The sequence below is a fragment of the Shewanella maritima genome (assembly GCF_043643735.1).
GTDB lineage: Bacteria > Pseudomonadota > Gammaproteobacteria > Enterobacterales > Shewanellaceae > Shewanella > Shewanella maritima_A.
In genome coordinates, this window is the sequence record NZ_JBHZSM010000002.1 from 198646 (window position 1) to 223095 (window position 24450).

Below are 24450 nucleotides of genomic sequence, written 5' to 3' on the forward strand. Positions count from 1 at the left end.
TGAGTTAACTTCATTGAGTCAATTTCAAGCTAGTTTAGTTTTAAATAATATATCTAGATTAACTATTTGTTTAATAAAGTATTTATTCTCGTTTCAAACTATTGTCTAATTTCTTTGTTTGCAATGCTGTCTTAAATTGACATGCTGATGAAAAAATCATGTAGATTTCATGCTTCTGATAGTGTGATCTGATTCATACTTTTTTAAAGCTGTAGTATACTGTGGTCGGATTTCAAGCCCGAACCTGTGGAATTGTCGGTGCGACATTGATGACGCACTGGGTTTCGCCGTAAGGCGCAAAACAAAGAGGAATGTTGCCGTGCTAGAAGCATATCGTAAACACGTCGAAGAACGTGCTGCAGAGGGGGTTGTCCCTAAGCCATTAGATGCACAACAAGTGGCTGAATTAGTTAAGTTAGTAGAAACGCCGCCGGCGGGTGAAGAAGCCGTCATTATCGACCTACTAGAAAATCGTATTCCCCCTGGTGTTGACGAAGCTGCCTACGTAAAAGCAGCATTCCTTGATGCCGTAGCCAAAGGTGAAGTGACGTCACCAATCCTATCTGCAGACCGTGCAGTAGAGTTACTTGGCACCATGCAAGGTGGTTACAACATTGAACCACTGATCGCACAATTAGAAAATGATGCTCTTGCCCCACTTGCTGTTAAAGCGTTATCAAACACACTATTGATGTTTGACGCATACCACGATGTGGTAGAAAAAATGCAAGCAGGTAATGCATCGGCTAAGCAAGTTGTTGAGTCATGGGCCAACGCTGACTGGTTCTTAAACCGTCCAAAGCTTGCTGAAAAAATTACCTTAACCGTGTTCAAAGTAACCGGTGAAACGAATACTGATGACCTATCTCCAGCACCGGATGCATGGTCTCGCCCTGATATTCCACTTCACGCATTAGCGATGCTAAAAAATGCCCGTGACGGTATTGTGCCTGATGAAGCTGGCGTAGTGGGTCCAATCAAAGAAATCGAAGCACTGAAAGGCAAAGGCCACCCACTTGTTTATGTTGGTGATGTTGTTGGTACCGGTTCTTCACGTAAATCAGCGACTAACTCAGTGCTATGGTTCATGGGTGATGATATCCCGAATGTACCAAACAAACGTGCTGGCGGTTTCTGTTTAGGTGGTAAAATTGCACCTATCTTCTTCAACACAATGGAAGATGCAGGCGCATTACCGATAGAGCTCGATGTAAGCAAAATGAACATGGGTGATGTGATTGATATCTACCCATACGAAGGTGTGGTTAAGTCAAACAGCACTGGCGAAGTGATTTCTGAGTTTTCATTGAAAACTGAAGTATTACTTGATGAAGTTCGTGCTGGTGGTCGTATCCCGCTGATTATTGGTCGTGGTCTAACTGACCGTGCTCGTGAGACCTTAGGTCTTGAAGTTTCAGAGGTATTTGTACGTCCAGGTGACGTTGCTGATACGGGTAAAGGTTATACCCTTGCCCAGAAAATGGTGGGTAAAGCGTGTGGCGTAACCGGTATTCGTCCTGGCCAATACTGTGAACCTAAGATGACTTCTGTTGGCTCGCAAGATACCACAGGCCCTATGACCCGTGATGAGCTAAAAGACTTAGCTTGTTTAGGTTTCAGTGCTGACTTAACTATGCAGTCATTCTGTCACACAGCGGCATATCCTAAGCCAGTTGATGTGAACACACACCAAACACTACCTGATTTCATCATGAACCGTGGCGGTGTATCACTTCGTCCTGGTGATGGTGTAATCCACTCTTGGTTAAACCGTATGCTACTACCTGATACTGTAGGTACAGGTGGTGACTCACATACGCGTTTCCCATTAGGAATTTCATTCCCAGCAGGTTCTGGCCTTGTTGCTTTCGCAGCAGCGACGGGTGTGATGCCACTGGATATGCCTGAGTCAATTTTGGTTCGCTTTAAAGGTGAAATGCAACCAGGTATCACGTTACGTGACCTAGTACACGCTATCCCGCACAAAGCAATTGAAATGGGGCTATTAACGGTTGAGAAGAAAGGTAAAATCAATGCTTTCTCTGGCCGTGTATTAGAAATTGAAGGTCTTGAACACCTGAAAGTTGAGCAAGCGTTTGAGCTTTCTGACGCATCAGCTGAGCGTAGCGCAGCAGGTTGTACCATCAAGCTAGACCAAGCACCAATCATCGAATACCTTAACTCTAACATCGTGATGTTGAAGTGGATGATCAGTGAAGGTTATGGTGACCGTCGTACCATCGAGCGTCGTATTAAAGCGATGGAAGAATTCATTGCGAACCCAGAGCTAATGGAAGCTGACAGCGACGCTGAGTACGCTGAAATAATCGAAATCGATTTAGCTGACATCAAAGAGCCAATCCTTTGTGCACCAAACGATCCAGATGATGCAGTGCTACTTTCATCTGTAGTTGATACTAAAATTGACGAAGTATTCGTTGGTTCTTGTATGACTAACATCGGTCACTTCCGTGCTACCGGTAAGATGCTAGACAAGTTTGCAACGACATTGCCAACGCGTTTATGGATTGCTCCGCCAACTAAGATGGACAAAGATCAGCTAACTGAAGAAGGTTACTACTCAATCTTTGGCCGTGTTGGTGCGCGTATTGAGATCCCAGGTTGTTCATTGTGTATGGGTAACCAAGCACGTGTTGCTGAGAACTCAACGGTTGTTTCAACTTCTACGCGTAACTTCCCGAACCGTCTAGGTACAGGTGCAAACGTATACCTAGCGTCGGCTGAACTTGCTGCAGTCGCAGCGTTACTGGGCCGTTTACCATCGCCTGCAGAGTATCAAGAATACGCGAAAGAGTTAGATGCGACAGCAGCTGACACATACCGTTACTTGAACTTTGACGAGATTAAGTCGTACACCGACAAAGCAGACAGCGTGATTTTTCAATCAGCGGTTTAATGCTTAGCGGTTTAGCGTCTCATCGCGTTAGATAATAAAAATGCCAGCTATTTCAGCTGGCATTTTTGTTTATGAGATTGACTTACTTTTAAGTTACCTTGGCTTTGATGCCAAAACTACTTCCCCATTGACGTAGAGGCTCTTCTGCGGTCGCTGGCGCCAATTACTTTGCCTTTGTTAATCTCAATAGCGTTCAAGCCACTCACCATCGGCAGTACATGCACTTGATAGCCTGCGTGACTTAATTCGGGTACCAGCATTTCGGCAAAGGTTTTCTTTTCAACTAATAAACCCGTTGAGTTCTCAGATTTGGTGCGATCGATTTTGGTGCCATATTGAATGTTGGGTAAATCAATGGCGTCTTGTGCAGATAAATTCCAATCGATAACACCCACTAAGGTTTTCAATACATAACCTGGGATCTGGCCACTACCAGGCGAGCCAATGACTAAACGAAGTTGGTTGTTTTTATCCATGACCATTAATGGCGTGGTTGCCGAGCGTGGTCGTTTCTCTGGGGCAATGGCATTAGGGGTAGGTTTACCGTCAATGAGTGGCGTGTGAGTAAAATTATCCATTTGTGCATTGAGTAATAGACCGTCTACCATCACGCCAGAACCCATGCCTGTTCCTACTGTGCTGGTCATTGCAATGGCATTGCCTTGGCTATCCACAATCGAGATGTGGCCCGTGTCCTTGCCTTCAAGTTTAGTATCGGCCACAGGCTGATGGCCTATTTCACCTGCCTTAGGCTCTGTTAGTAAAACGCCAGTTGGTTTAATCAACTGTCTACGTTTGGCAAGGTACTCGGGTGCGAGCAACTGCTCGGTTGGATCTTCAACAAAATCAGGGTCACCCGCGTAAGCAACACGGTCAGCTTGAGAAATACGCTGAGACTCTGTCATTAACCGCCAAGGTTCAGCGCTAGTCATTGGCATTTTGGCTAGTTGAAAGGGCTCAAGCATGGCAAGGGTTTGCGCTACCATTACACCGCCTGAGGAAGGGTAACCAAAGGAGACAATTTGATGGTCATGATAGCTAGTTTTTATGATATCCCTGTGTTTGAGTTGATATTGATTAAAGTCATCCATAGATAATTTAGGCTTATCATCAGCAATACGGCTATTCACTGTACTGACGATGCGTTTACCTAATTCACCCTGATATAGGTAATCAGCCCCATGAAGTGCGATCATAGATAAGGTATGTGCTAATGCTGGGTTTTGTATGAGACTGCCTGTTGACTTGATTTCATCATTTTGCCAATACAATGCTTTAATCTCAGGGTCTTTATGGAGTCGGTGCTGCTCTCTGACGACAATATCATAGGTATAACTATTCATCGCATATCCTTGAGTTGCTAATTCAATGGCCGGTTGTACCAGCTTTGCCCAAGGTAATTTACCGTGATGTTGATGAACTTCATGTAATAGCTTTAGCGTGCCTGGCACTGCGACGGCACGAGGGCCAAGTACCTCACTATTCGGCACCTCTTTGCCGTTTTCCATGAACATATCAGGGCTGGCACTTTTGGGAGCGGCATCACGGCCATCAAAGGCATGAAACTTTCCAGCTGATTTATCAAAAAATAAGGCAAATGTTCCACCACCTAGCCCTGTCATATCGGGCTCGACGACAGTCATCACCATCTGCATTGCGACCATGGCATCAACCGCATTACCACCATTATCAAGCACTTGATATCCAGTACTTGAAACATAAGGATTGGTCGCGCTGACCATAAAGCGTTCACCCGTCTGAGTGGATTGTGTCGGAAAAGGTGCAGGTGTTGCAGCGTGTGAGATTGATGAAACAAACGTGAGCGTAAGTAAGATAAGAGAGCGCATGGTTTTCTCCGCAAAATGAATCGTATAACTATTGCACATCGTATGTTTAGGTCAAAAATCCCCCCTGTTTAGATGGACGTTTATTAATGTTTGTAAGCTCATCACTATAGATGTGACAAATCGGAGATAACAATCTTTAGCGCAAATGAGGGGAGTTTTCTGAGTTGTAACAGCTTTGTATCAGGCTTCATCGGTTTGCTATCGGGGATACTGACAGCAAACCTATTCAATAGATTTAGCAGTGGGTTTTGGATAAATCTGATAAATGCTGCCAAATAATGTGCGAATTGACTTGTGGTGAAGCAGTAAAATACCAGCGTATTTGCTGTGTTTTTTCACATGTTTGTTGATGGGTCTCAAAAAATAATCTTTGTGGTTGTTGGCTAACAAACGGCTCAATCCAATCAATATATCCGCTATAGAACTGATTGTCTTTACTCCCTGTGAGAGTCACCTTTACCTCGTCTTTTGCAACTTGGTGTTTTCCTGATACGGCTTTGTATAACCCCAAGTAATATTGATGAATATATTGTTGCATGGTTTGCGTATCAATCGTGGTAGAGGACACAGCCCAAACAAAGGCATAGCTGAAAAAGTCTTGTTTGCTTGCATCATACATACCCGGTGCAAATACTAATTCTTCAACGCCAATTAGCGGTATTTGCGAGGCAAAATTTAGCGGGAAAGGAATGATCTCAGTGCGCCACTGCTTAGGTACATCCTGATAGGCTGTCAGTTCATTGGCATGCAATGATGACAGGGTAAACATACACAGCAATAGTGCGATGGTGTATCGAGTGAATTTATTTATAAATGCTGATTTTAGTGGAGTCATAGTGTTGTAGAGCCTTACATGCTTTGCATCAGTTACAAACTGAGCCTTGGTTGAATGAAGTCAATAAATGCTGAGATGCGTTTCGCTACAGCGGATGATTGATAATACACAGCACTCACTTGTTCTCGGCCAGCAGTGGTGGTTTTTTCTGTTGAAAGTAGTGTGACTAAACGCCCTTCAGCCAAATCCTGATTGACCATAAAGCCTGATAAGCAGGCTACGCCGTTACCTGCTAATGCCAATTGGCGTACAGTTTCACCATTACTGCTAGTAAATTTAGGCGAGAGTAATTCAAACCCTTTCAGTGGCCAGCGGTTTAAAATTTTGGGCGCAGAAAAACCAATCGTGTCATGGCGAGATAATTCCTGTACTTTTGTCGGTTGGCCGCGTCGACTCAAGTAATCAGGGGAGGCCACTATGTGCAGTTCACTTTTACCAAGGTGGCGAGCATGGAGAGTGGAATCAGCAAGCTTGCCAATTCGTATGGCAACATCAGTGCGTTGTTCTATCAAATCCACAAAGCCTTCGTTTGAAGTCAACTCTAAGTCAATGTCTGGATAAGTGCGATTGAATTCTCCAATCAATGGGATTAATTGATGGAAGATAAACGGGCTAGCAGCATCGACACGAAGCTTTCCTTTTGGTTGCTCGCCTTGAGAAATCAGTTGTTCTTCTGCTTGCTGAATTTGCTGTAATCCAATACGGATACTGTTGACGAATTGCCGGCCTTCTTCAGTGAGTTCAACCCGCCTTGTGGTGCGATTAAGAATGGACATCCCTAATTGTTTTTCAACTTTATTGACGGCACGAGAGACTTTGGCCACCTGCTGATTAAGTGCTTCTGCTGCAGCAGAAAACCCGCCGCTGTCAACCACAGCAAGCAGCATCAGTAAATCGTCAGAACGTGTATGCATAAATAAACTCACAAGCAAAAAAACATTATTACCACTAAAAAGTACAAAAGTCATTTGACGAAAATGCTGTTTTTTACAAATATAGCTCAGCGCATAATGTCGCCCAAGATGAAATGGCTCAGATGTTGGATTTGAGTTTGCACATATTGAGAGTTGATTATGCCTTTAGCACTGCTTGCATTGACGCTTAGCGCCTTTGCGATTGGAACCACTGAGTTTGTGATTGTTGGATTGATCCCAACCATGGCCAGGGATTTAAATGTTTCCCTGCCATCAGCAGGGTTGTTAGTCAGTTTATATGCATTAGGTGTTGCCATTGGCGCGCCAGTGCTAACCGCCTTAACCGGCAAGTGGAATAGAAAACACGTGTTGTTGGCTGTGATGTCATTATTTGTTCTGGGTAATTTAATGGCATGGCAAGCACCGGGATATGGCACTTTGGTTGCCGCACGCATTTTAACCGGTTTAGCTCACGGGGTATTTTTCTCGATTGGTTCAACCATTGCGACGGGACTCGTGTCAAAAGAGAAAGCGGCCAGTGCGATTGCGATTATGTTCACGGGTTTAACTGTCGCGTTGGTCACAGGGGTGCCATTAGGCACCTACATAGGTCAAGCATTTGGTTGGCAAGCTACGTTTTTAACCGTTGCCGTACTTGGATTGATTGCACTACTAGGAAGTGCATTATTAGTCCCTAATAACTTGAAACAACCGCCGCGTACCAAGTTATCTTCGCAACTGCGTGTGCTGACTCAACCGCGTTTATTGTTAGTTTATGGGATTACCGCACTTGGTTATGGTGGCACATTTACTGCGTTCACTTTTTTGGCGCCTATTTTAGAAAATGTCTCCGGGTTCAATGCCAATGCAGTTGGCCTCATCATGCTGGTTTATGGTGTCTCCGTTGCAATTGGCAATATTTGGGGCGGGAAAATGGCTGATAGATTAGGTCCAGTGCGTGCCCTGACGGTAATATTTTCTGGCTTAGCCGTGGTATTGCTGGTGTTTAATGTCACTGCATTCAATAGTATTACCGCGGTATTGACGATTCTGGTATGGGGCGCCTTTGCATTTGGTAATGTGCCTGGGTTGCAGGTATATGTGGTTAAGTTAGCTGAGAAGTATACCCCAGATGCCGTGGATGTGGCCTCAGGGTTAAATATTGCCGCATTTAACGTGGGTATTGCACTGGGGTCATGGGGCGGCGGGATGATTGTCGCGCAAGCTGGGTTGATGCATACACCATGGGTCGGTGCGTTAATCGTACTACTCGCGCTGCTATTGACTAGATTAAGCGGCCGCTTAGATAAGCGAAATAAAAGTCAGTTTGATATGGATAAAACTGAGGTTGCTCAGTGTTAGATTGAGTTAATGAAAAAGGCCAATACTGATGTATTGGCCTTTTTATTGAGTAAACTTGTAAGGATTATGAGTACTTAATATTCATATCGATTAATGGCTCACGTGAGCCTTTTTCTGCGCGTAATCTGGCTAAGTATCGCTCCCAGATTTCCACTTGTTGGCTCCCTAGTTCATAGAGAATTTTCCAAGTAAATAGCCCTGTGTCGTGGCCATCATCAAAGACAAGTTTCACTGAATAATTACCCACCGGTTTGATATCAGTAATGTTGACGTTCTTTTTATGAGTGACCAAAATCGGGTTGCCGTGGCGCTGCACTTCAGCAGAAGGCGAGTGCACTCTGAGCATTTCACAACTGATGTTGAAGGTTTCATTGGTGTCGAAAGTGACTTCTAACATTCTAGATTTACGTTTCAGCTTTAAGCCTGTCACGGTAGGTGTGGTCATGGCGATGCTCTCTTTAAACTTGATAATAAAAAGGTGGCGCTTACATTGAAGCTCACCACCTTATTTGAAGCTTGGTAAAGTCGTCAGTAATAATATTACTAATGGCTAATTTACCAGGCAACCTCGGCAAAAAATGCGACCGAGGTAGCACATCCACCTATAGAATAAAGCGGCTTAAGTCTTCATCTTGTACCAATAAGTCTAGGTGCTCATTAACGTATTTGTCATCAATCACAAAAGATGAACCTGACTTGTCAGAGGCATCATACGAGATCTCTTCCATCAGCTTTTCCATCACAGTGTGTAAACGGCGTGCACCAATGTTTTCAGTGCGCTCGTTAACTTGCCATGCAGCTTCTGCAATGCGTTTAATACCTGACTCTGCAAACTCAATTTTCACGCCTTCTGTACCCATCAGCGCCACATATTGCTCAGTCAATGAGGCATGAGGCTCAGTTAAAATACGTTCAAAATCGTTGGCACTTAACGCGTCTAATTCAACACGAATAGGTAGGCGACCTTGTAGCTCAGGGATCAAGTCAGATGGCTTAGCCATTTGGAATGCGCCAGAAGCAATAAACAAAATGTGGTCGGTTTTTACCATGCCGTGTTTAGTGGTGACTGTGCAGCCTTCAACCAATGGCAGTAAGTCACGTTGTACACCTTCGCGAGACACATCAGGGCCAGAGGTGTCACCACGCTTACAAATCTTGTCGATTTCATCTAAGAATACAATGCCGTTTTGTTCGACAAGGTCGATGGCTTGTTCTTTAAGATCTTCTTGGTTAACTAACTTGGCCGCTTCGTCTTCAACCAGTTGTTTAAACGCATCTTTGATTTTCATCTTCTTACGTTTAGTGGTGTTTTGACCGCCCATGTTTTGGAATAGACCTTGAAGTTGATTGGTCATTTCTTCCATGCCCGGAGGCGACATGATCTCTACACCAATTTGCGGAGCAGCGATATCAATTTCGATTTCTTTGTCGTCTAGCTGACCTTCACGTAGTTTTTTACGGAAGATTTGACGGGTGTTGGAATCGCTTTTGTTGTCAGTATCCCACTCATCTTTTGGCTTAGGCAGCAAGGCATCTAAAATGCGCTCTTCTGCTTGCTCTTCTGCGCGGAAACGGCACTTTTTCATTTGCGTTTCGCGGGTCATTTTTATTGCTGAGTCAGTTAAATCACGAATGATTTGCTCAACTTCCTTACCCACATAACCCACTTCGGTAAACTTAGTGGCTTCTACTTTAATAAATGGCGCGTTAGCCAGCTTAGCAAGACGACGAGCAATTTCAGTTTTACCCACACCAGTAGGGCCAATCATTAAAATGTTTTTTGGGGTGACTTCTTGGCGCAAAGATGGCTCAAGTTGCATACGACGCCAGCGGTTACGCAGTGCTACAGCAACTGAACGTTTCGCATTTTGTTGGCCGATAATGTGCGAGTCTAATTCGTGGACAATCTCGCGAGGTGTCATTTCAGACATAATTTTTCCTTACGTTCAGAATTTAGTAGTCGATTTGTTCAATCGTTTTGTGCTGGTTAGAGTACACACAAATATCACCCGCAATAGTCAGTGATCTTTCAGCAATTTCACGTGCGGTGAGTTCAGTATTTTGAATTAACGCCAGCGCTGAAGCGTGGGCAAAGTTACCGCCTGAGCCAATGGCAACAATATCGTGCTCTGGCTGCACCACATCACCATTACCTGTGATGATCAATGACGCCTCGGTATCTGCCACAATCAGCATAGCTTCTAGGTTACGTAGCATTTTGTCGGTACGCCAATCTTTAGCTAACTCAACGGCTGATTTGAGTAGGTGGCCTTGATGCATTTCGAGTTTGGTTTCAAAACGCTCAAAAAGCGTGAATGCATCAGCAGTACCGCCAGCAAATCCAGCAAGTACTTTGTTGTGGTATAAGCGACGCACCTTGCGGGCATTGCCTTTCATGACAGTATTGCCGAGGGAAACTTGGCCATCACCTGCGATGACAACTTGATTATTGCGGCGTACGGATACGATAGTAGTCACGGTAAATCCTCTTAACGTCGGCAGCTAAAATTGGGAGTGCTGCTGGTAGATATAGTGGATATGGGGGCGTGATAGGGATTTTCAAGGTATAAAAAAGCGCTAACTGGATTAGCGCAGGTTGTTTGTTGAGAAACGTTTAAACGTGTTCATCTATGTATTGGTTTGGTTAAAAGTGAATGAGGTTGGATTTGGATGCTGTGTGGAACGCCAAAAGCTAGCTATTGACGCCATAGTCTCTTGTTAGGTGATTTTATTGCAGAAACTGTGAATTTCTGTTTCTAATGTATTTTTGGTTAAAATCCTACAATTCAAAGGATTACAATCACCTTTTACTTTGCTAACCAACCTAAACATGGCTTTATCTAAAGTGAAAATATCACAATATGGGATAAGACTCATTTGGTGTATATCACCAATATCCGATCCTCCATGTTTAATTTTATTAGAAGGATCTTCATCAATATATAAATGCCAAAATAAAAGAGAGGTAAATCTAACACCAGAATTAGGATCGGTGCAGTTTCTTTTCGCCAATCTGTATTTAAATACCAAATCGAATTTGCTACTAATTACTTCTCGCATATCTAGTGACAGTAAAAAGGTTTCTTTTTCTACTGGGTCTTTCTTTTTCCTAGGTTTTTTACCTTTTTTAAGTGTTCCATTTTTTATTGCGTTAGCAATAATCTTGTTAACATTACCTAGCCACTCAGATTTTTCTTTTTGATAACTTTTATCCCATTCAGGGATATTTATCCCTTGCTCAATGGCAAGATCTCCACCTCGAAGGGCATCTAAAAGAAGCAATTTTCGTTCGCTTTTTTCTACGTTCCTCAAGTCCATTGCGATCGGCAGTTTCTCTAGTTTATTGAGGTTATTGTCAACTTCTTCTTGTTTAACTTTAGCGGGGTCAACAATGACACACGGTAAGATTGAATAAAATTCAACTGCAATTTCAGCTCTATCTCCATCTTGCCAATTCGGATTATATAATTCGGTCAATGACAATGAATTTAAAACAACCACCAAATCGTTAGACATGATGTAGTTTACAAGTGAGTCGTAAAACTCATCATTTGATAATCGCCCAAGAACCCAATTATCTATGAATATATATTTACTCAATGATGACTCCGATGGCCTAACGCCTCAAGAAGAGGCGCGCGTTAGCGCGTCCTTCTTGCTTGACTTGTTACGAGTTTGAAGCTGCGGAAATAGTTGATTAACGAAGTCAGCGCATGACGATATGTGATGCAAGCAGTCACCAACCAACATTGATGAGCCATGAGCTTTAGAATTCCTAAGGTCAGACATCACATCTACCATTGATTTGCACCACTCATTGTCAGGGCTTGGATTATCTATATGACGAAACCCTGAATCTTTAATCCAGCGTTTCGATACAGCATGATTCATTAGTGCTCTGAACATCATCTTCTTTTTGGGATTAGTCTTAATCCGCAATGCGTGCTCAATGATCGTGTACGTTTTAAGGTGAACTTCAGGATCTAGAGCATAGAAATAGTAAGAATACAGAGCCATGTTTTTAGCTACATTAAATTGCCCTTGGATTTCTTCAGGAACTTCTTCGTTGAGAACTTCCTCCGAAAGATACTTATGCATTCTTTCTAGGCTAGGCACAGAGCCACAGATAGCACCCATCAATCGATGCTTTTCATCCATCTCTGTTAATTCTTCTAAGCTTTTAAATTCTTCCATGCTTGACTCTAGGGAGACACGTAACATTTGTATAGTGCGCATGCGCACTTAATGGGATTAACGCGCATTAGTTCTGAATACTTTGAAATATGCGCACGGTTAACTATCTGTATTTCATTAAGTTAACAGAGATTCAACCAATACACCATCGGGTAAAATGCGCAAGTTCAAGTAACTTATAATATTTGACTTTACTCAATATCAATTAACGTCGTGGCGCTTCGCCCACACCCGACCAAGAAGCGACCATGGCTCATCTGAGGCTATGTCGGCGTCGATAGGTAGGACATCTGAATGTCATGAAGTGCATGGATGCACGAGAATGACCTGCCTCCATCACGTGAATTAACTCAACGCATTCGGGCACTTCCAAGGGAATACATTGAGCCTGCAGGCGCATCTTTAATAGTACAAAGTTAACAATCTAGATGAGGTTTATCCATTTCAACAATGTTGCAGTCTACAGCCATTCCCCGTTCCAAGTTGCTGAAATACGCAGGTAAAAATACCGTATCACCATCATGGATGATGGTTAAAGCTCAGGGGCATATGGATGTGCCATCTGAGCTGTTAGGTATTTTTATTGGAGTATGAAGCTTATTCGCTTTGAAAGAATAACTTGGTTGGGGCGCTGAGGGATTGTTAAGGGGGACAAGCGCTTTCCCCCTTAACTCAGGTGTGGGCGAAGCGCCACGACGTTAATCCAAACGGAGTTTGGAAAGAGTACAATGTTATATCGAAGCGTTAGCATTTTCACTCTTAACAATAAAGAGGTGGCCGAAGCAGACAATAAATGAAGTCAGAAGCTGGATAATTCTCATATGGAAATCTTTCGCCATCTTGTCAATAAAGAGTGAAAATTTCGCGATGGGCGGCTGGGAGATGCAAGAGGGTATAGCTGTTGATACCCTCTTGCTCGGGTGTAGGTTGAAAACCCACGATTTTAGCTCTTTATTGCAATAGGCCAAACAAAATTAGGATTAGAAATAACCCAAGAAATTAATCCAAACAAAATTTGGAAAAACCTATTGCCATAACCAAATCTTACAGCCATTAATCCCAGCACGTTGTAAACGATGGCGGGTACTTTCTGCTGGGCGTTTACCTTCAAACGGTCCTAATACCACTTTATACCAAAGACCATTACTGCCTTCGGTGCGTTTTACTTGTGCTTCTAAGCCCTGAAAAGCGATTGTGGCGCGTAATTGCTCTGCTTGTGACTCTTGTCTAAATGAGCCACATTGCATTTGATACAGTTTCACTTGCACTATCTCAGATTCAGGTAAATCAACTTCAACTTGTTTGTTTTCAAGCTCTTGTTGATAAGTCCATTTTTCTTCTGGCTTAGGTGGCAACTCGTTAGGGTCTTTCTTTACTTTAGTGGGCTGCTTTTTAGGCTCAACCACAGGTGCAGACTCTTCAACCACTACAGGGGCTTCAGAGCTGCCTTTAATTGACCATAAAAAGTAAGCAAACCCTACAACAAGGGCGATGACCACCAATAAGGGCACAATCGGCATTGGCTGACGATTGGCAGGCTTTTTAGCGCGGCCTCGAGTGTTTTTCGACTTTCTTGGTTTACGGTTAGCGTAATCGCGACTCATAACTACATGCGCTCTAGCGTTTCAATACCTAACAATGATAAGCCTGTTTTTAACGTATTTGCCGTCAACTGTGCAAGCAATAAACGTGATTGCTTTTGTGCTTCAGTGTCGGCAGCTAATACTGGGCAGGCTTCATAAAAGCTTGAGAACTCACTCGCTAGCTCATATAAGTAGCCGCACAGTACATGTGGTTGGCCTTTATCTGTCATGCGCGCTAACACTTCGTTAAACTGCGCAAGCTTAGTGCCTAAGTCTTTTTCTTTGGTGTGCTCTAGTACGATTTTCGCATTTGATAAGTCGACATCTTGAGCGCGTTTGAAAATACCAGCCACACGGGTATAAGCATATAAAAGGTAAGGTGCAGTGTTGCCTTCAAAGCTCAGCATTTGCTCAAAGCTAAAGATGTAATCACTGGCACGATTTTTTGATAGATCAGCGTATTTAACAGCGCTAATTCCAACCACGCGGGCAATTTCTGTCAGTGTTGCTTCATCCATATCTGGATTTTTGCTGCGCACTAACTCTAAAGCACGAACATTGGCTTCATCCAGTAAATCGACTAATTTGACCACACCGCCAGAACGGGTTTTGAATGGACGGCCATCTTCACCGTTCATGGTGCCAAAACCTGTGTGTTCTAAGGTCATTTCTGGGCGAACAAAGCCAGCTTGGCGCGCTAAGCTGAACACTTGTTGGAAGTGCAATGCTTGGCGTAAATCAACAAAGTATAAAGCGCGATCGGCTTTGAGTACGTTTGAGCGATAGCGCATCGCTGCCATATCGGTTGTGGCATATAAATAGCCGCCATCTGCTTTTTGAATAATTACTGGCAGTGGCTCACCGTCTTTGGTTTTAAATTCGTCTTGGAACACGACTTTAGCGCCGTTACTTTCTGTTAGTAGCCCTTGGCTAGCTAAATCAGCGACCACTTGGTCTAAGTCATCGTTATATGCACTTTCACCGCGCACATCTTCACGGCTTAAGCTCACACCAAGGCGCTGGTAGATTTCCATACAATGGCTGAGCGAGATGTCATTAAATTCGCGCCATAAGCTGTTGCAGTATTCTTCGCCTGATTGTAGCTCTACAACCAGTTTACGGGCACGAGTGGCAAAGTCTTCCGATTCATCAAAACGGACTTTTGCAGCACGGTAAAACTCTTGGAGATCAGATAACTCAAGAGAGGCTTGCTCTTGGTTATTGGCGCGCAGCTCTTCCATATAAGCCAGCAACATACCAAATTGTGTGCCCCAATCACCAACGTGATTTTGGCGGATAACCTTGTGGCCTAAAAACTCAAGTGCACGTACAACACTGTCGCCAATAATGGTTGAACGCAGGTGACCTACATGCATTTCTTTGGCAAGGTTGGGTGAAGAGTAATCTACGACTATGGTTTGTGCAGCTGGTAGCTCAATACCTAAGTGTTCATCATTCAATGCTGCTTGTAACTGATTAGCTAGGGCATTGTCATCAATGAAGAAGTTAATGAAACCTGGACCTGCAATCTCCACTTTTGCAACGTGGTCAGACTCAGGTAGGTTATCGATGATCAATTGGGCAATATCGCGTGGATTCTTCTTAGCCACTTTGGTTAGCATCATTGCTAAGTTAGTTGCTAAATCCCCATGACTTTTATCTTTAGTTCGGTCTACCTGAATGCGGGCTTGAAAATCGGCTGGGATCAGCTCTTTTTGCTTAAAGGTTTCAATGGTTTGCTCAAGTAAAGATGTAATATGTGATTTCATGGGCGTCAATTTGCACTAAGTAGTAGATAAAAGAATAACTCGACCGAACCCGTTATTTTACCTGCTAATACTGTCTAATTGCTATGCGCATTGAATAAAAACTCTCAATTTTGGCAATATTTGCTGTGGATGCGCTGATAAATCACTTTTTTGCTGGTACTTATTCGTGTTGTTGTTACATCAAGTCTTGTGGATCTCTATCAATGCTCCAACGACAGCGCTTTTGCTCAGGTAGGGCTTCAATTAAGGGTAAGGCCTGCTCAAATGCTTGTTGCAGTCTTAAGCGGCTTTTAGTTTGAAACATCAGTTGGCGTCGATACTTACCGGCTTTTCTATCCAATGGCGCTGGGATAGGGCCTATCACTTCACATTCTTTATCTTGTGGCAGTAGCTGAGCAACAGCGGAAAGAAATGCATCTGCATCTTGCGCAGAATGTGCTTCAGCGCGGATCAACAACATATGCCAAGCGGGAGGTAATAATGCTTGTTGCCGTTCAGTGAGTTGATTGCGGGCAAACTGATGGTAGCCATGCTGTAATATATCGCGAATGATAGGGTTATCTGCCTGATGGGTTTGTAATAATACTTTACCGGGTTTATCTGCGCGGCCAGCTCTGCCTGAAACTTGCGTATATAGCTGGGCAAAGCGCTCAGGTGCGCGAAAATCAGCGCTAAATAATGCGCCATCCACATCAATCAAACCCACAAGGGTAACATCTGGGAAATGGTGACCTTTGGCTAGCATTTGCGTGCCCACTAAAATTTTGTATTCACCTTTATGAATCGCATGTAATTGCTTTTCTAAACTGCCTTTGCGGCGAGTGGTGTCTCGGTCAATCCTCACCACTGGGTGTTTAGGGAATATCTCAGTGAGTTGTTGTTCAAGTTGCTCGGTGCCTAATCCGTGCCCCACCAACATGGTGCTGCCACATTGATGGCATTGTTTAGGGATAGCATATTCGTTGCCACAATGGTGGCAGCAAATTTCATTTAAGCCTTTATGCACAGTAAAAAAGGCGTCGCAGCGGTCGCACTCGTGCAAATGTCCGCATTCATGGCAAAGCAGTGCGGGGGCAAAGCCGCGGCGGTTTAAGAATAACAGTACCTGATTACCTGCATCGAGATGCATGCGCATTTCATTGATCAGTGAGTCTGACATACCTGCTTTTAACGGTAGCGAGCGAATATCAATCAGGCCTTGCTTTACTTTTTGTGCTGCGCCTGCGCGTTCACCAAGCTCTAGATGATGATAGCGGCCATTTAAAGCATTTTGCAGGGTCTCTAGGGACGGTGTGGCAGTGCCGAGAATAATGGGAATCGATTCATAGTGACCGCGCATGACGGCTAAATCGCGTGCATGGTAGCGAACCCCTTCTTGCTGCTTGAAACTGGCATCGTGCTCTTCATCTAAGATGATTAACCCTGGGTAAGCCATAGGCGTGAACAGTGCCGAACGCGTACCAATAATAATGGCTGCTTGACCACTGCGGGCTAGACGCCATGCATCCAGCCGTTGGTTATCGGTTAACCCTGAGTGGATCACGGCAATATGCACATTAAAGCGGCGTTTAAAGCGGTTAATGGTTTGCGGTGTTAGGCCTATTTCAGGTACCAGTACTAGGGCTTGTTTACCCTGTTTCAATACGGTTTCGATAACGTGTAAATAGACTTCGGTTTTACCTGAACCGGTAATGCCTTCTAATAGTGTGCAGTGATAACCTTGTTGTTGATTCAGCACTGACACAGCCACAGCTTGTTGCTTATTAAGCTTGTGCGGCGTTTCTGTGACTTCCAGCTGTTGTCGCCAGCTTAGGTCAATTTCAATGGGGACTTCTTGGCGCTCAAGCCAGCGCTTTTGCTCTAATGCCGTCAGTGCGGCACGGCTGTATTCTAGGGCGTTGAACTCATCAATTGTGATTGGCGCTTGCTGCAAAGCTTCAAATAAACGCTTTTGAGCGGGGGCACGTTTTAACACTGAAGTGTCGACTTGTTTACCGTCTTTTGACAGTGCTAGTAGGGTGACGGCTTTTGGAGATGCATCAGCCCCTTTTCTAAGTGCTACAGGGAGCGCTTGGCTGAGCATTTGCCCCTGACTGCAAAAGTAAAAACGCGATGCCCACAATGTGAGTTTATATAGGTTATCAGGCAGTAGCGGTTCAGTGTCGAGTATTGCGTTAACAAATTTGATTTTGTTGCTGGGTAAGTCAGTGCTGACATTCAGTTTGGTGATTAACCCAATGAGTTGCTGCGGACCAAATGGCACTTTTACCCGCAAACCTATACACACTGAATCAGATTCATTGTGCTTGATTTGGTAAGTAAAACTTTTTCTGAGCGGGACAGCTAGCGCGACTTCAACAAACACGTCATAAACTTAATAGAGAAGAATGACTTCAGTGTAACCTTAAGCAACGAATAAGTGGTAGTTGTGATGTGAGTTCCTAGCAAAAAAAGCTGTGAGGCATTGATTAGATTAATAATTGCCCTGTCGGATTGGACCTTGGACTGGTGGCAGCCCTTGGTTTTATTAAAATCTAAACGGATGACATTATTAAGCTCGAAGTTTGATTCAATATAGGATAAATTATTGAATCAGCGTGAAGTTAAGCTTACAAAAGTTGTGGCAGGTTAAGTGACTATTTACAAATTGGACAATTATTTATCTGATTGTTTTAATAGAAATTTGCCGATGTAGTTAATGGAATCACAATAAAAATAATTCAGAGAGTCGAAATGAAAATCGGTAAACTGGAATACATAAAAAGGATTGATTTGATGAAAGCTCTTACAGCGTTAGCCATTGCGGTTACGCTGGCTATTAGCACTGCTGCACCTGTTTCAGCTGAAATTAGCCATGTCGGGATTGATACCAAGCAATTTGAAGCTGGGGCCCTTCCTATTATCAGTGTTGTCGTCACGACTGAGCATAAGGACCTATCAAGGCTTAACTTCTATTTACGTCAAGTTTACAGTGGCAATATTGTGCTAGAAAAACTTGAGGTTATTTCGTACCAAGGCGACAGATTGAGTCTCAGAGGCAAAGAAGCCATTCAAGACCCTAAAGCCGCATTGATAGTCTCTGAATATCGTCATTCTAAATGGCAGCAATATAAACCCGTTGCCGTATTCTCCGAATCCAGTTTCAGTAATAATAAGTCGCCAGTAGGCATTAAGCGCATGAAGCCATCGACTTCAGCTGAGCCTGACACGATGACAGCTCAAGCTTATACCTCCGGCGATAGCTGCATTGTGCTGCGAGACACTGGCGATACCCTTTGGAGCATTGCCAGTAAAAATAGTAAACAGTGGGGCACCAATGTATTTGGCGCCATGTTAGCCATATATGAAGCGAACCCTCGCGCCTTTACTCGTGGCGATATTACACGGTTAATGGCCGACAGAAGATTAACTTGCCCTGATGAGGCGATCCTCAGTCAGTTTGTTGATTCGACAGCAGACAAGCAAACTTACGATGCGTTAGTGGCTGGTGGCAAACAGATTACAAATACTGAAACCATTGATACTAAAACCATTGATACTAAAACCATTGATACTAAAACCATTGATACTAAAACCATTGATACAGAAACGAGTCAGCCCCATGTCATGCACGCTGAGCCAATCAAAGAGACTAAGGCCGCTGAAGAGTTGGTAACTGATACCTTTGAACAAGATAGCGTGTTGCCTGCTGAGTTTGAATCTGCAGAACCACAACCTATGTCTGCTGTGGCTCAAGTGGACAATGCGCCAGTTGTGTCTGATAGTGCACCAGATATTAATGCCATGGATGATGCTATGGCGCAGGCGCTCGCAAATGATGAGTTAGTGCAAATGGCTGATGAACTCCCAGTGCAATTAACGGCTGAGAATTGCATTATTGAACGTAACCCCGAAGATACGCTGTGGCAACTAGCCAGCATGTATCGCGAGCAATGGAGGGTTGGCGTATTCGATGCGATGCTGGCGATTTATGATGCGAACCCTAGAGGTTTTTCTGAGCGGAAAATACAAAAGATGCGTGCTGATGTTGACTTAAAGTGTCCAAGTGAAGACTTGCTCACTTATCACCGAGAAAATATCGGCAATAAAGCCAAGTTTGAACAACTTGTAGAATCTCAGCGTTAATAAACGACTTACTGAATCTAACAATGGCTGCCTATTATATAGGTAGCCATTTTTGCATCTGCTGGTTTAGTTTAGCGACAGGCTTATCAGCACTTTTTGTGGATAGGTTAAACCAAAGGCCAACCTAAAAAAACAGGCTAATTGTCGGGTTAAAATGATAAATTTTGGCTGAAGATAAAATAGACTTGTTTGTCTGAATTAGACACTGTATGATCTCGCGCCTAAAACATATTGTTAAATAACTTCATGTGGTGCTCAACTTCGGGTTGGGAGAGCGACATGGCCTTAAATTGAGGTAACCCCAATGAAAGCAGGTATCCACCCAGAATACGCTGAAATCACTGCAACTTGTACTTGTGGTAACGTTATTAAAGTAAACTCTACTGCTGGTAAAGATTTACACTTAGACGTATGTGGTGCATGTCACCCATTCTACACTGGTACTCAGAAAGTTGTTGATACTGGTGGTCGTATTGACAAGTTCAACAAGCGTTTCGGTATGCTTAGCAAAAAATAATCGACCCAGTCGATTATTAATAAAGGCGCCTTTGGCGCCTTTTTTGTTTTTAGCCCCTAAACCACTTTCTTCAGAAGGCGTATTGTTTATTGGTTAATTTACAGCAGCATCAATTGCAGGCGCATTGTCACTGTGATGTGTCCTTGATAGTCTCAATGAAGCAGGCAGCTTCAGCTTCGGTTCGCGCTAATTCCAGTGGTCATTTCATTATCCAATTCGTTATTTTTCGCTGTTTGATTTGGCTGGGATGGCGAACATTGATAAGAGATCGTTAATTGAAATCTGATTAAACGGAAAGTTTATTTGATTGCTCGAATTATTGTTAATCAGTCTCAAATGACGTTGTTTAATTTTTAAACTTTTTTGTTATAAATAATATAGTTTTTATTCCATGTTTAATATTGTTATTTGTACAAAAAAAGTAACCTAAACTGACAATAAAACTCAATTAATTGGATAAATCTTGTTATTTTCTTTCATTTTTAACTTATTGATTTATAAGTGCTCAAAAAAGATAAGTTAATATTTCTGGTTTTATGTTGTTCACTGGTTGGATAAGCGCAGTTTCTCGTATTTTTTGATTTAACTCACCGGCTAACTAGCGTATGGTTAGCCTGATTTTGCTCCCAGATTGTATACAAATCATACGGAGCACAGTATTTCACTTTTTCACAGACTCATATTGCGCAGTTCAGGATATTTTAAAGATGTCAGATTTCCGTCAACAAGCTCTCGATTACCATGAATTTCCCGTCCCAGGAAAAACCGCCGTTTCATTAACTAAAGCGGCAGAAACTAGCCACGATTTGTCTTTGGCTTACAGTCCAGGTGTCGCAGAGCCAGTACGTGAGATCGCAGCCGATCCTGAAAACGCTTATCGATATACCAACAAAGGTAATACGGTTGCTGTTATCTCAAATGGTACCGCTATTTTAGGCTTGGGTAACTTAGGCCCATTAGCCTCTAAACCTGTAATGGAAGGTAAGGCACTGCTATTTAAGCGCTTTGCAGGTATTGATTCTATTGATTTAGAAGTCAAACACCGTACCACAGAAGATTTCATTCATACTGTTGAGGCCATTTCTGATACGTTTGGTGGTATTAACCTTGAAGATATTAAAGCGCCTGAGTGTTTTGAAATTGAGCGCGAATTAATTGCGCGTTGTAATGTGCCTGTATTCCACGATGACCAACACGGTACAGCAATTGTTACCGCGGCCGGTATTATTAATGCGTTGGAAATTCAAGGTAAGAAAATTGAAGAGTCAGTGTTTGTGTGCATGGGGGCGGGTGCTGCAGCCATTGCATGTATGACCATGATTGTTAAGTGTGGTGCACTACGTGAGAATGTTTACATGCTAGATCGCCAAGGTGTATTGCATACTCGCCGCGATGACATGAATGAATATAAAGCGTTATTTGCTAACAACACTGATAAGCGAACATTGCAAGATGTTATTCGAGGCGCAGATGCTTTCCTTGGTCTTTCAGGTGCAGACTTATTAAAGCCTGAAGACATCGAGCTAATGGCTGATAATCCTGTGGTATTTGCTTGTTCAAACCCAGATCCAGAAATCAAGCCAGAGCTCGCACATGCCATCCGTAAAGATCTAATTATGGGTACCGGTCGCAGTGATTACCCTAATCAGGTGAATAATGTGCTTTGTTTCCCCTTTATTTTCCGCGGCGCATTGGATGTGAGAGCGTCTTGCATTAACGACGAAATGAAAATTGCTGCAGTACATGCGATTGCAGATTTAGCTAAACAACCTGTGCCAAGTGAAGTGGTTGCCGCTTATCCTGATGTAGAAGGATTAAGTTTCGGGGCTGATTACGTGCTACCTAAGCCAATGGACCCACGTTTGTTACCGAATGTGGCTCGTGCTGTATCACAAGCGGCAATCGATTCAGGTGTCGCAGCCATTGATACCTTACCGGAGCACTATGAGTTGTAAGGTAATGATAAACTAGTCATCATCAAAGGGAGCATGTTGCTCCCTTTTTTATTTTTGGTATCAAAGCGATTATCTTGATGAGTTATTCTTGTTTATGTGCTTCATGTATACTTAAGCCACATCTTGAATAATAGTATTATTAATCGTTGTTTTAGGTGAGATCAGGTGACTGTATCTTGCTATCAAGGCTATTATTTACCACAACGTGCTGGCAATTGCCGTCCACAATAAGAAGTCATTTCTGCAGGGTAGCGGATTAAATGAAATTGACCAAAATACTGACGAGAAAACTGACCGGCTTTTGGCTTATGTCTCTTGCTGCTGTTGCCTTTGTCTTTTTGCTCACAGCTAGCATCAGCTTTGTGCAGTTGACCTTTAAGTTTCAGCACCAAAAGGTCGAAGAGCTCCATCAAATCGTTTCACGTCACTACCAACAGCAGACACTATCGGAATTGGAAACTTGGCTGCCGCCAATGTTAGAAGCATTCCAAGCATCGCACTTTGAGATCCGCCATAAACAAAATTTATTGTATTTATATCAAACGGCGGACATAAATTACTCCCTTAATAAACGCACTTATCAATTCTCTATTGATGAAATTGAAAATGTGCACTGGATTATTACCTTACCTCAGCCTTTTTCATTACATCAGTTTAGCTGGTATGAGTATTTAACTTTATCGATAGGTCTACTGGCGATTGCCTTGTTTGTGAGGTTTGGCTACGGTTGGTATTCAAAAGAGCTCGAAGGCATAGAAACACTAGCGTCGCGCAGTAAGTATGTACTTGATGGCGACTTGAAAGCTGCGACAGAACTGGCCGATGCTGGTGGCAAGCCAAGATTGATTAATCGTGCCCTTAATAAATTGATAGCCGACTTGCAGGATGCCCATAAAGAGCGTGGCCGATTTGATAAGTTCATTCGATCTAACACGTTTTTGGACCCTCAAACTGAGATAGGAAACCATGTCTTTTTTGAGAATCGACTCGATGCGCTAAGTAATCATCAACTGATGATTGCTCATGGTGTAATGTTATTGATTGAGTTTGAAGAGTTAGAAGCAGATAAAGCGTCATTAGTTAAATATGTTAGTGACTTAGCCAGTGCGATTCAGCATTTAATCAGTGATTTCCCTGACAGCTTTATTGCGCGTAGGCAGACACAACAAATTGCAGTGGTAGTGCCCCAAGTCTCCCTTGCTGAAGCTGACGTACTCATTAATCGCTTGTTAAATAACTGCCTCGCGATACCCGTGGATGTGCTTGAGGAAGACAATTACCTGCATATTGGCGCAGCCTTTTATAAAGGCGGTGATGAAACACCGCAATTAATTGAAGAAGCTGAAATGGCCCTTAAAGCGGCGCAGTTACAGCGAAATAACACCTGGTTTATGTATGACAAAGGTATTTTAGACAGTGAAGTCGCTAAAGGCTCTGTTAGGTGGCGCAGCTTCTTAGAAAACTCATTGGTGGCAAAGCGCTTTTATCCGTTGCAACAGCCTATTTTCGATAGTGATGATAACTTGTTGTACCGCGAAATTTTTACCCGTGTACGAGACAATGCCCATAATGAAATTCGAGCCACATTATTTATTCCGATGGCCAATAAGTGTGGTTTAATGCCGCAAATTGAACGGCAGGTATTAACGCAGGTTATGAAGTCTTTGATGCAGAATAACCAAATGACTTACTGCGTGAATTTGAGTTTAGATAGTTTAACGAGCCGTGCATTTGTTCGTTGGCTTAAACCCACCTTACTTGAACATAGGCCTCTGGCTGCTCGGTTAATATTTGAAGTCTCCGAAGATATTATCGTGAAAAATCAGAATAATCCCACCTTGGTGGCTAACTTAAATATGTTAGTCAAAATGGGTGCTCGGTTATGTGTCGACAACGTCGGCCAGCAGGTGGTGGGCACGCATTATATACAAGAGTATCACTTTGATTTAGTGAAGTTGCATCGCTCGATTGTACGAAATATCCATCAACGTCCTGAAAACCAATTGTTTGTACGCAGTCTTATCGGTGGTTTACATCGGGCTAAGGTGCAAGTGATGGCTGAAGGGGTCGGTTCGTTTGAAGAATGGCAAACGTTGAAAATTCTAGGTGTCAGCGCTGCTCAAGGAGAATTGTTTGGTTCTGCGCAGGAAGCGAAATAACAGAGTAACTACATGTATTTACATAAGCTTATCATTGATCAAATGTTGAAACTTAATGAGCGAGTTGATGCTGGGTTACTTATGCAAAGTGTTACAGCTTAAATCAATGTAAAACTTGTGTAACTTAAGTTAGCATTCTATCTTAAGTGCTGTGCACAAAAATAAATATATTGTCTATAAAATTAATCAATTAGCGATTATTATGTCAATGACACTTTTTTGACTCATAGCGTGGGTTAAAAATTGCATAATATCGGTATAAACAATGCTCAA

Annotated in this window: 18 protein-coding genes; 7 read left to right on the forward strand and 11 right to left on the reverse strand. The window is 43.1% G+C overall.

Annotation, left to right across the window (positions count from 1 at the left end):
- Positions 1 to 319: 319 nt before the first annotated feature.
- Positions 320 to 2917 (forward strand): bifunctional aconitate hydratase 2/2-methylisocitrate dehydratase, encoded by a 2598-nt coding sequence (acnB, locus tag ACHUGF_RS03045; protein ID WP_394129308.1) that lies wholly within the window; start codon positions 320 to 322, stop codon positions 2915 to 2917.
- A gap of 116 nt (positions 2918 to 3033) precedes the next feature.
- On the opposite strand, the gene ggt is transcribed toward acnB, so the two are convergent.
- The 3 genes from ggt to ACHUGF_RS03060 all read right to left on the reverse strand — a co-directional run bounded on the left by ggt (position 3034) and on the right by ACHUGF_RS03060 (position 6513).
- On the reverse strand, positions 3034 to 4764 hold the full coding sequence (gene ggt, locus ACHUGF_RS03050) for a gamma-glutamyltransferase (RefSeq protein WP_394129309.1): 1731 nt from the start codon (positions 4762 to 4764) through the stop codon (positions 3034 to 3036).
- Between the two features lie 235 nt (positions 4765 to 4999).
- Positions 5000 to 5599 carry a hypothetical protein gene (locus ACHUGF_RS03055; RefSeq protein WP_394129310.1) on the reverse strand — a complete coding sequence of 200 codons (600 nt, stop codon included), beginning with the start codon at positions 5597 to 5599 and terminating at the stop codon, positions 5000 to 5002.
- 32 nt (positions 5600 to 5631) lie between these two features.
- On the reverse strand, positions 5632 to 6513 hold the full coding sequence (locus ACHUGF_RS03060) for a LysR substrate-binding domain-containing protein (protein WP_394129311.1): 882 nt from the start codon (positions 6511 to 6513) through the stop codon (positions 5632 to 5634).
- 159 nt (positions 6514 to 6672) lie between these two features.
- Here ACHUGF_RS03060 and ACHUGF_RS03065 point away from each other — a divergent pair, with 159 nt between their 5' ends.
- Entirely contained in the window at positions 6673 to 7875 is a 1203-nt protein-coding gene (locus ACHUGF_RS03065; protein WP_394129312.1) for an MFS transporter, read from the forward strand.
- Positions 7876 to 7939: 64 nt separating this feature from the next.
- Here ACHUGF_RS03065 and ACHUGF_RS03070 read toward each other — a convergent pair whose 3' ends face one another.
- From ACHUGF_RS03070 to ACHUGF_RS03090, 5 genes are all read right to left on the reverse strand, one after another.
- Positions 7940 to 8320, reverse strand: a complete 381-nt coding sequence (locus ACHUGF_RS03070; protein WP_394129313.1) for a gamma-butyrobetaine hydroxylase family protein — start codon at positions 8318 to 8320, stop codon at positions 7940 to 7942.
- Positions 8321 to 8477: 157 nt separating this feature from the next.
- Entirely contained in the window at positions 8478 to 9806 is a 1329-nt protein-coding gene (hslU, locus tag ACHUGF_RS03075; protein WP_394129314.1) for an HslU--HslV peptidase ATPase subunit, read from the reverse strand.
- Positions 9807 to 9828: 22 nt separating this feature from the next.
- Positions 9829 to 10353 carry an ATP-dependent protease subunit HslV gene (gene hslV, locus ACHUGF_RS03080; protein WP_394129315.1) on the reverse strand — a complete coding sequence of 175 codons (525 nt, stop codon included), beginning with the start codon at positions 10351 to 10353 and terminating at the stop codon, positions 9829 to 9831.
- Positions 10354 to 10593: 240 nt separating this feature from the next.
- The gene (locus ACHUGF_RS03085) at positions 10594 to 11475 is read right to left on the reverse strand and encodes a hypothetical protein (protein WP_394129316.1); all 882 of its coding nucleotides are present in this window, start codon (positions 11473 to 11475) and stop codon (positions 10594 to 10596) included.
- A gap of 24 nt (positions 11476 to 11499) precedes the next feature.
- Positions 11500 to 12069 carry a hypothetical protein gene (locus tag ACHUGF_RS03090; protein WP_394129317.1) on the reverse strand — a complete coding sequence of 190 codons (570 nt, stop codon included), beginning with the start codon at positions 12067 to 12069 and terminating at the stop codon, positions 11500 to 11502.
- 450 nt (positions 12070 to 12519) lie between these two features.
- Between ACHUGF_RS03090 and ACHUGF_RS03095 the strand changes: the two genes are divergently transcribed.
- Entirely contained in the window at positions 12520 to 12663 is a 144-nt protein-coding gene (locus ACHUGF_RS03095; protein ID WP_394129318.1) for a hypothetical protein, read from the forward strand.
- A gap of 431 nt (positions 12664 to 13094) precedes the next feature.
- On the opposite strand, the gene ACHUGF_RS03100 is transcribed toward ACHUGF_RS03095, so the two are convergent.
- From ACHUGF_RS03100 to priA, 3 genes are all read right to left on the reverse strand, one after another.
- Positions 13095 to 13673 carry an SPOR domain-containing protein gene (locus ACHUGF_RS03100; protein WP_394129319.1) on the reverse strand — a complete coding sequence of 193 codons (579 nt, stop codon included), beginning with the start codon at positions 13671 to 13673 and terminating at the stop codon, positions 13095 to 13097.
- Between the two features lie 2 nt (positions 13674 to 13675).
- The gene (argS, locus tag ACHUGF_RS03105) at positions 13676 to 15421 is read right to left on the reverse strand and encodes an arginine--tRNA ligase (RefSeq protein WP_394129320.1); all 1746 of its coding nucleotides are present in this window, start codon (positions 15419 to 15421) and stop codon (positions 13676 to 13678) included.
- A gap of 175 nt (positions 15422 to 15596) precedes the next feature.
- Complete coding sequence (gene priA, locus ACHUGF_RS03110) at positions 15597 to 17786, reverse strand: primosomal protein N' (protein WP_394129321.1); 2190 nt, start codon at positions 17784 to 17786, stop codon at positions 15597 to 15599.
- A gap of 410 nt (positions 17787 to 18196) precedes the next feature.
- Between priA and ACHUGF_RS03115 the strand changes: the two genes are divergently transcribed.
- From ACHUGF_RS03115 to csrD, 4 genes are all read left to right on the forward strand, one after another.
- Complete coding sequence (locus ACHUGF_RS03115; protein ID WP_394129322.1) at positions 18197 to 19546, forward strand: FimV/HubP family polar landmark protein; 1350 nt, start codon at positions 18197 to 18199, stop codon at positions 19544 to 19546.
- A gap of 304 nt (positions 19547 to 19850) precedes the next feature.
- Positions 19851 to 20063: a 50S ribosomal protein L31 gene (gene rpmE, locus ACHUGF_RS03120; protein WP_153665631.1), complete on the forward strand. Its 213-nt coding sequence runs from the start codon at positions 19851 to 19853 to the stop codon at positions 20061 to 20063.
- 707 nt (positions 20064 to 20770) lie between these two features.
- Entirely contained in the window at positions 20771 to 22018 is a 1248-nt protein-coding gene (locus tag ACHUGF_RS03125) for a malic enzyme-like NAD(P)-binding protein (RefSeq protein WP_394129323.1), read from the forward strand.
- Between the two features lie 260 nt (positions 22019 to 22278).
- Complete coding sequence (csrD, locus tag ACHUGF_RS03130; protein WP_394129324.1) at positions 22279 to 24177, forward strand: RNase E specificity factor CsrD; 1899 nt, start codon at positions 22279 to 22281, stop codon at positions 24175 to 24177.
- Positions 24178 to 24450 lie beyond the last annotated feature (273 nt).

Excerpts from the sequence above, each read along its gene's own strand:
- ggt (WP_394129309.1), bottom strand. The coding sequence starts at position 4,764 with ATGCGCTCTCTTATCTTACTTACGCTCACGTTTGTTTCATCAATCTCA.
- ACHUGF_RS03055 (WP_394129310.1), bottom strand. The coding sequence starts at position 5,599 with ATGACTCCACTAAAATCAGCATTTATAAATAAATTCACTCGATACACC.
- ACHUGF_RS03060 (WP_394129311.1), bottom strand. The coding sequence starts at position 6,513 with ATGCATACACGTTCTGACGATTTACTGATGCTGCTTGCTGTGGTTGAC.
- ACHUGF_RS03065 (WP_394129312.1), top strand. The coding sequence starts at position 6,673 with ATGCCTTTAGCACTGCTTGCATTGACGCTTAGCGCCTTTGCGATTGGA.
- ACHUGF_RS03070 (WP_394129313.1), bottom strand. The coding sequence starts at position 8,320 with ATGACCACACCTACCGTGACAGGCTTAAAGCTGAAACGTAAATCTAGA.
- hslU (WP_394129314.1), bottom strand. The coding sequence starts at position 9,806 with ATGTCTGAAATGACACCTCGCGAGATTGTCCACGAATTAGACTCGCAC.
- ACHUGF_RS03090 (WP_394129317.1), bottom strand. The coding sequence starts at position 12,069 with ATGGAAGAATTTAAAAGCTTAGAAGAATTAACAGAGATGGATGAAAAG.
- ACHUGF_RS03095 (WP_394129318.1), top strand. The coding sequence starts at position 12,520 with ATGTTGCAGTCTACAGCCATTCCCCGTTCCAAGTTGCTGAAATACGCA.
- ACHUGF_RS03100 (WP_394129319.1), bottom strand. The coding sequence starts at position 13,673 with ATGAGTCGCGATTACGCTAACCGTAAACCAAGAAAGTCGAAAAACACT.
- argS (WP_394129320.1), bottom strand. The coding sequence starts at position 15,421 with ATGAAATCACATATTACATCTTTACTTGAGCAAACCATTGAAACCTTT.
- ACHUGF_RS03115 (WP_394129322.1), top strand. The coding sequence starts at position 18,197 with ATGAAAGCTCTTACAGCGTTAGCCATTGCGGTTACGCTGGCTATTAGC.
- rpmE (WP_153665631.1), top strand. The coding sequence starts at position 19,851 with ATGAAAGCAGGTATCCACCCAGAATACGCTGAAATCACTGCAACTTGT.
- ACHUGF_RS03125 (WP_394129323.1), top strand. The coding sequence starts at position 20,771 with ATGTCAGATTTCCGTCAACAAGCTCTCGATTACCATGAATTTCCCGTC.
- csrD (WP_394129324.1), top strand. The coding sequence starts at position 22,279 with ATGAAATTGACCAAAATACTGACGAGAAAACTGACCGGCTTTTGGCTT.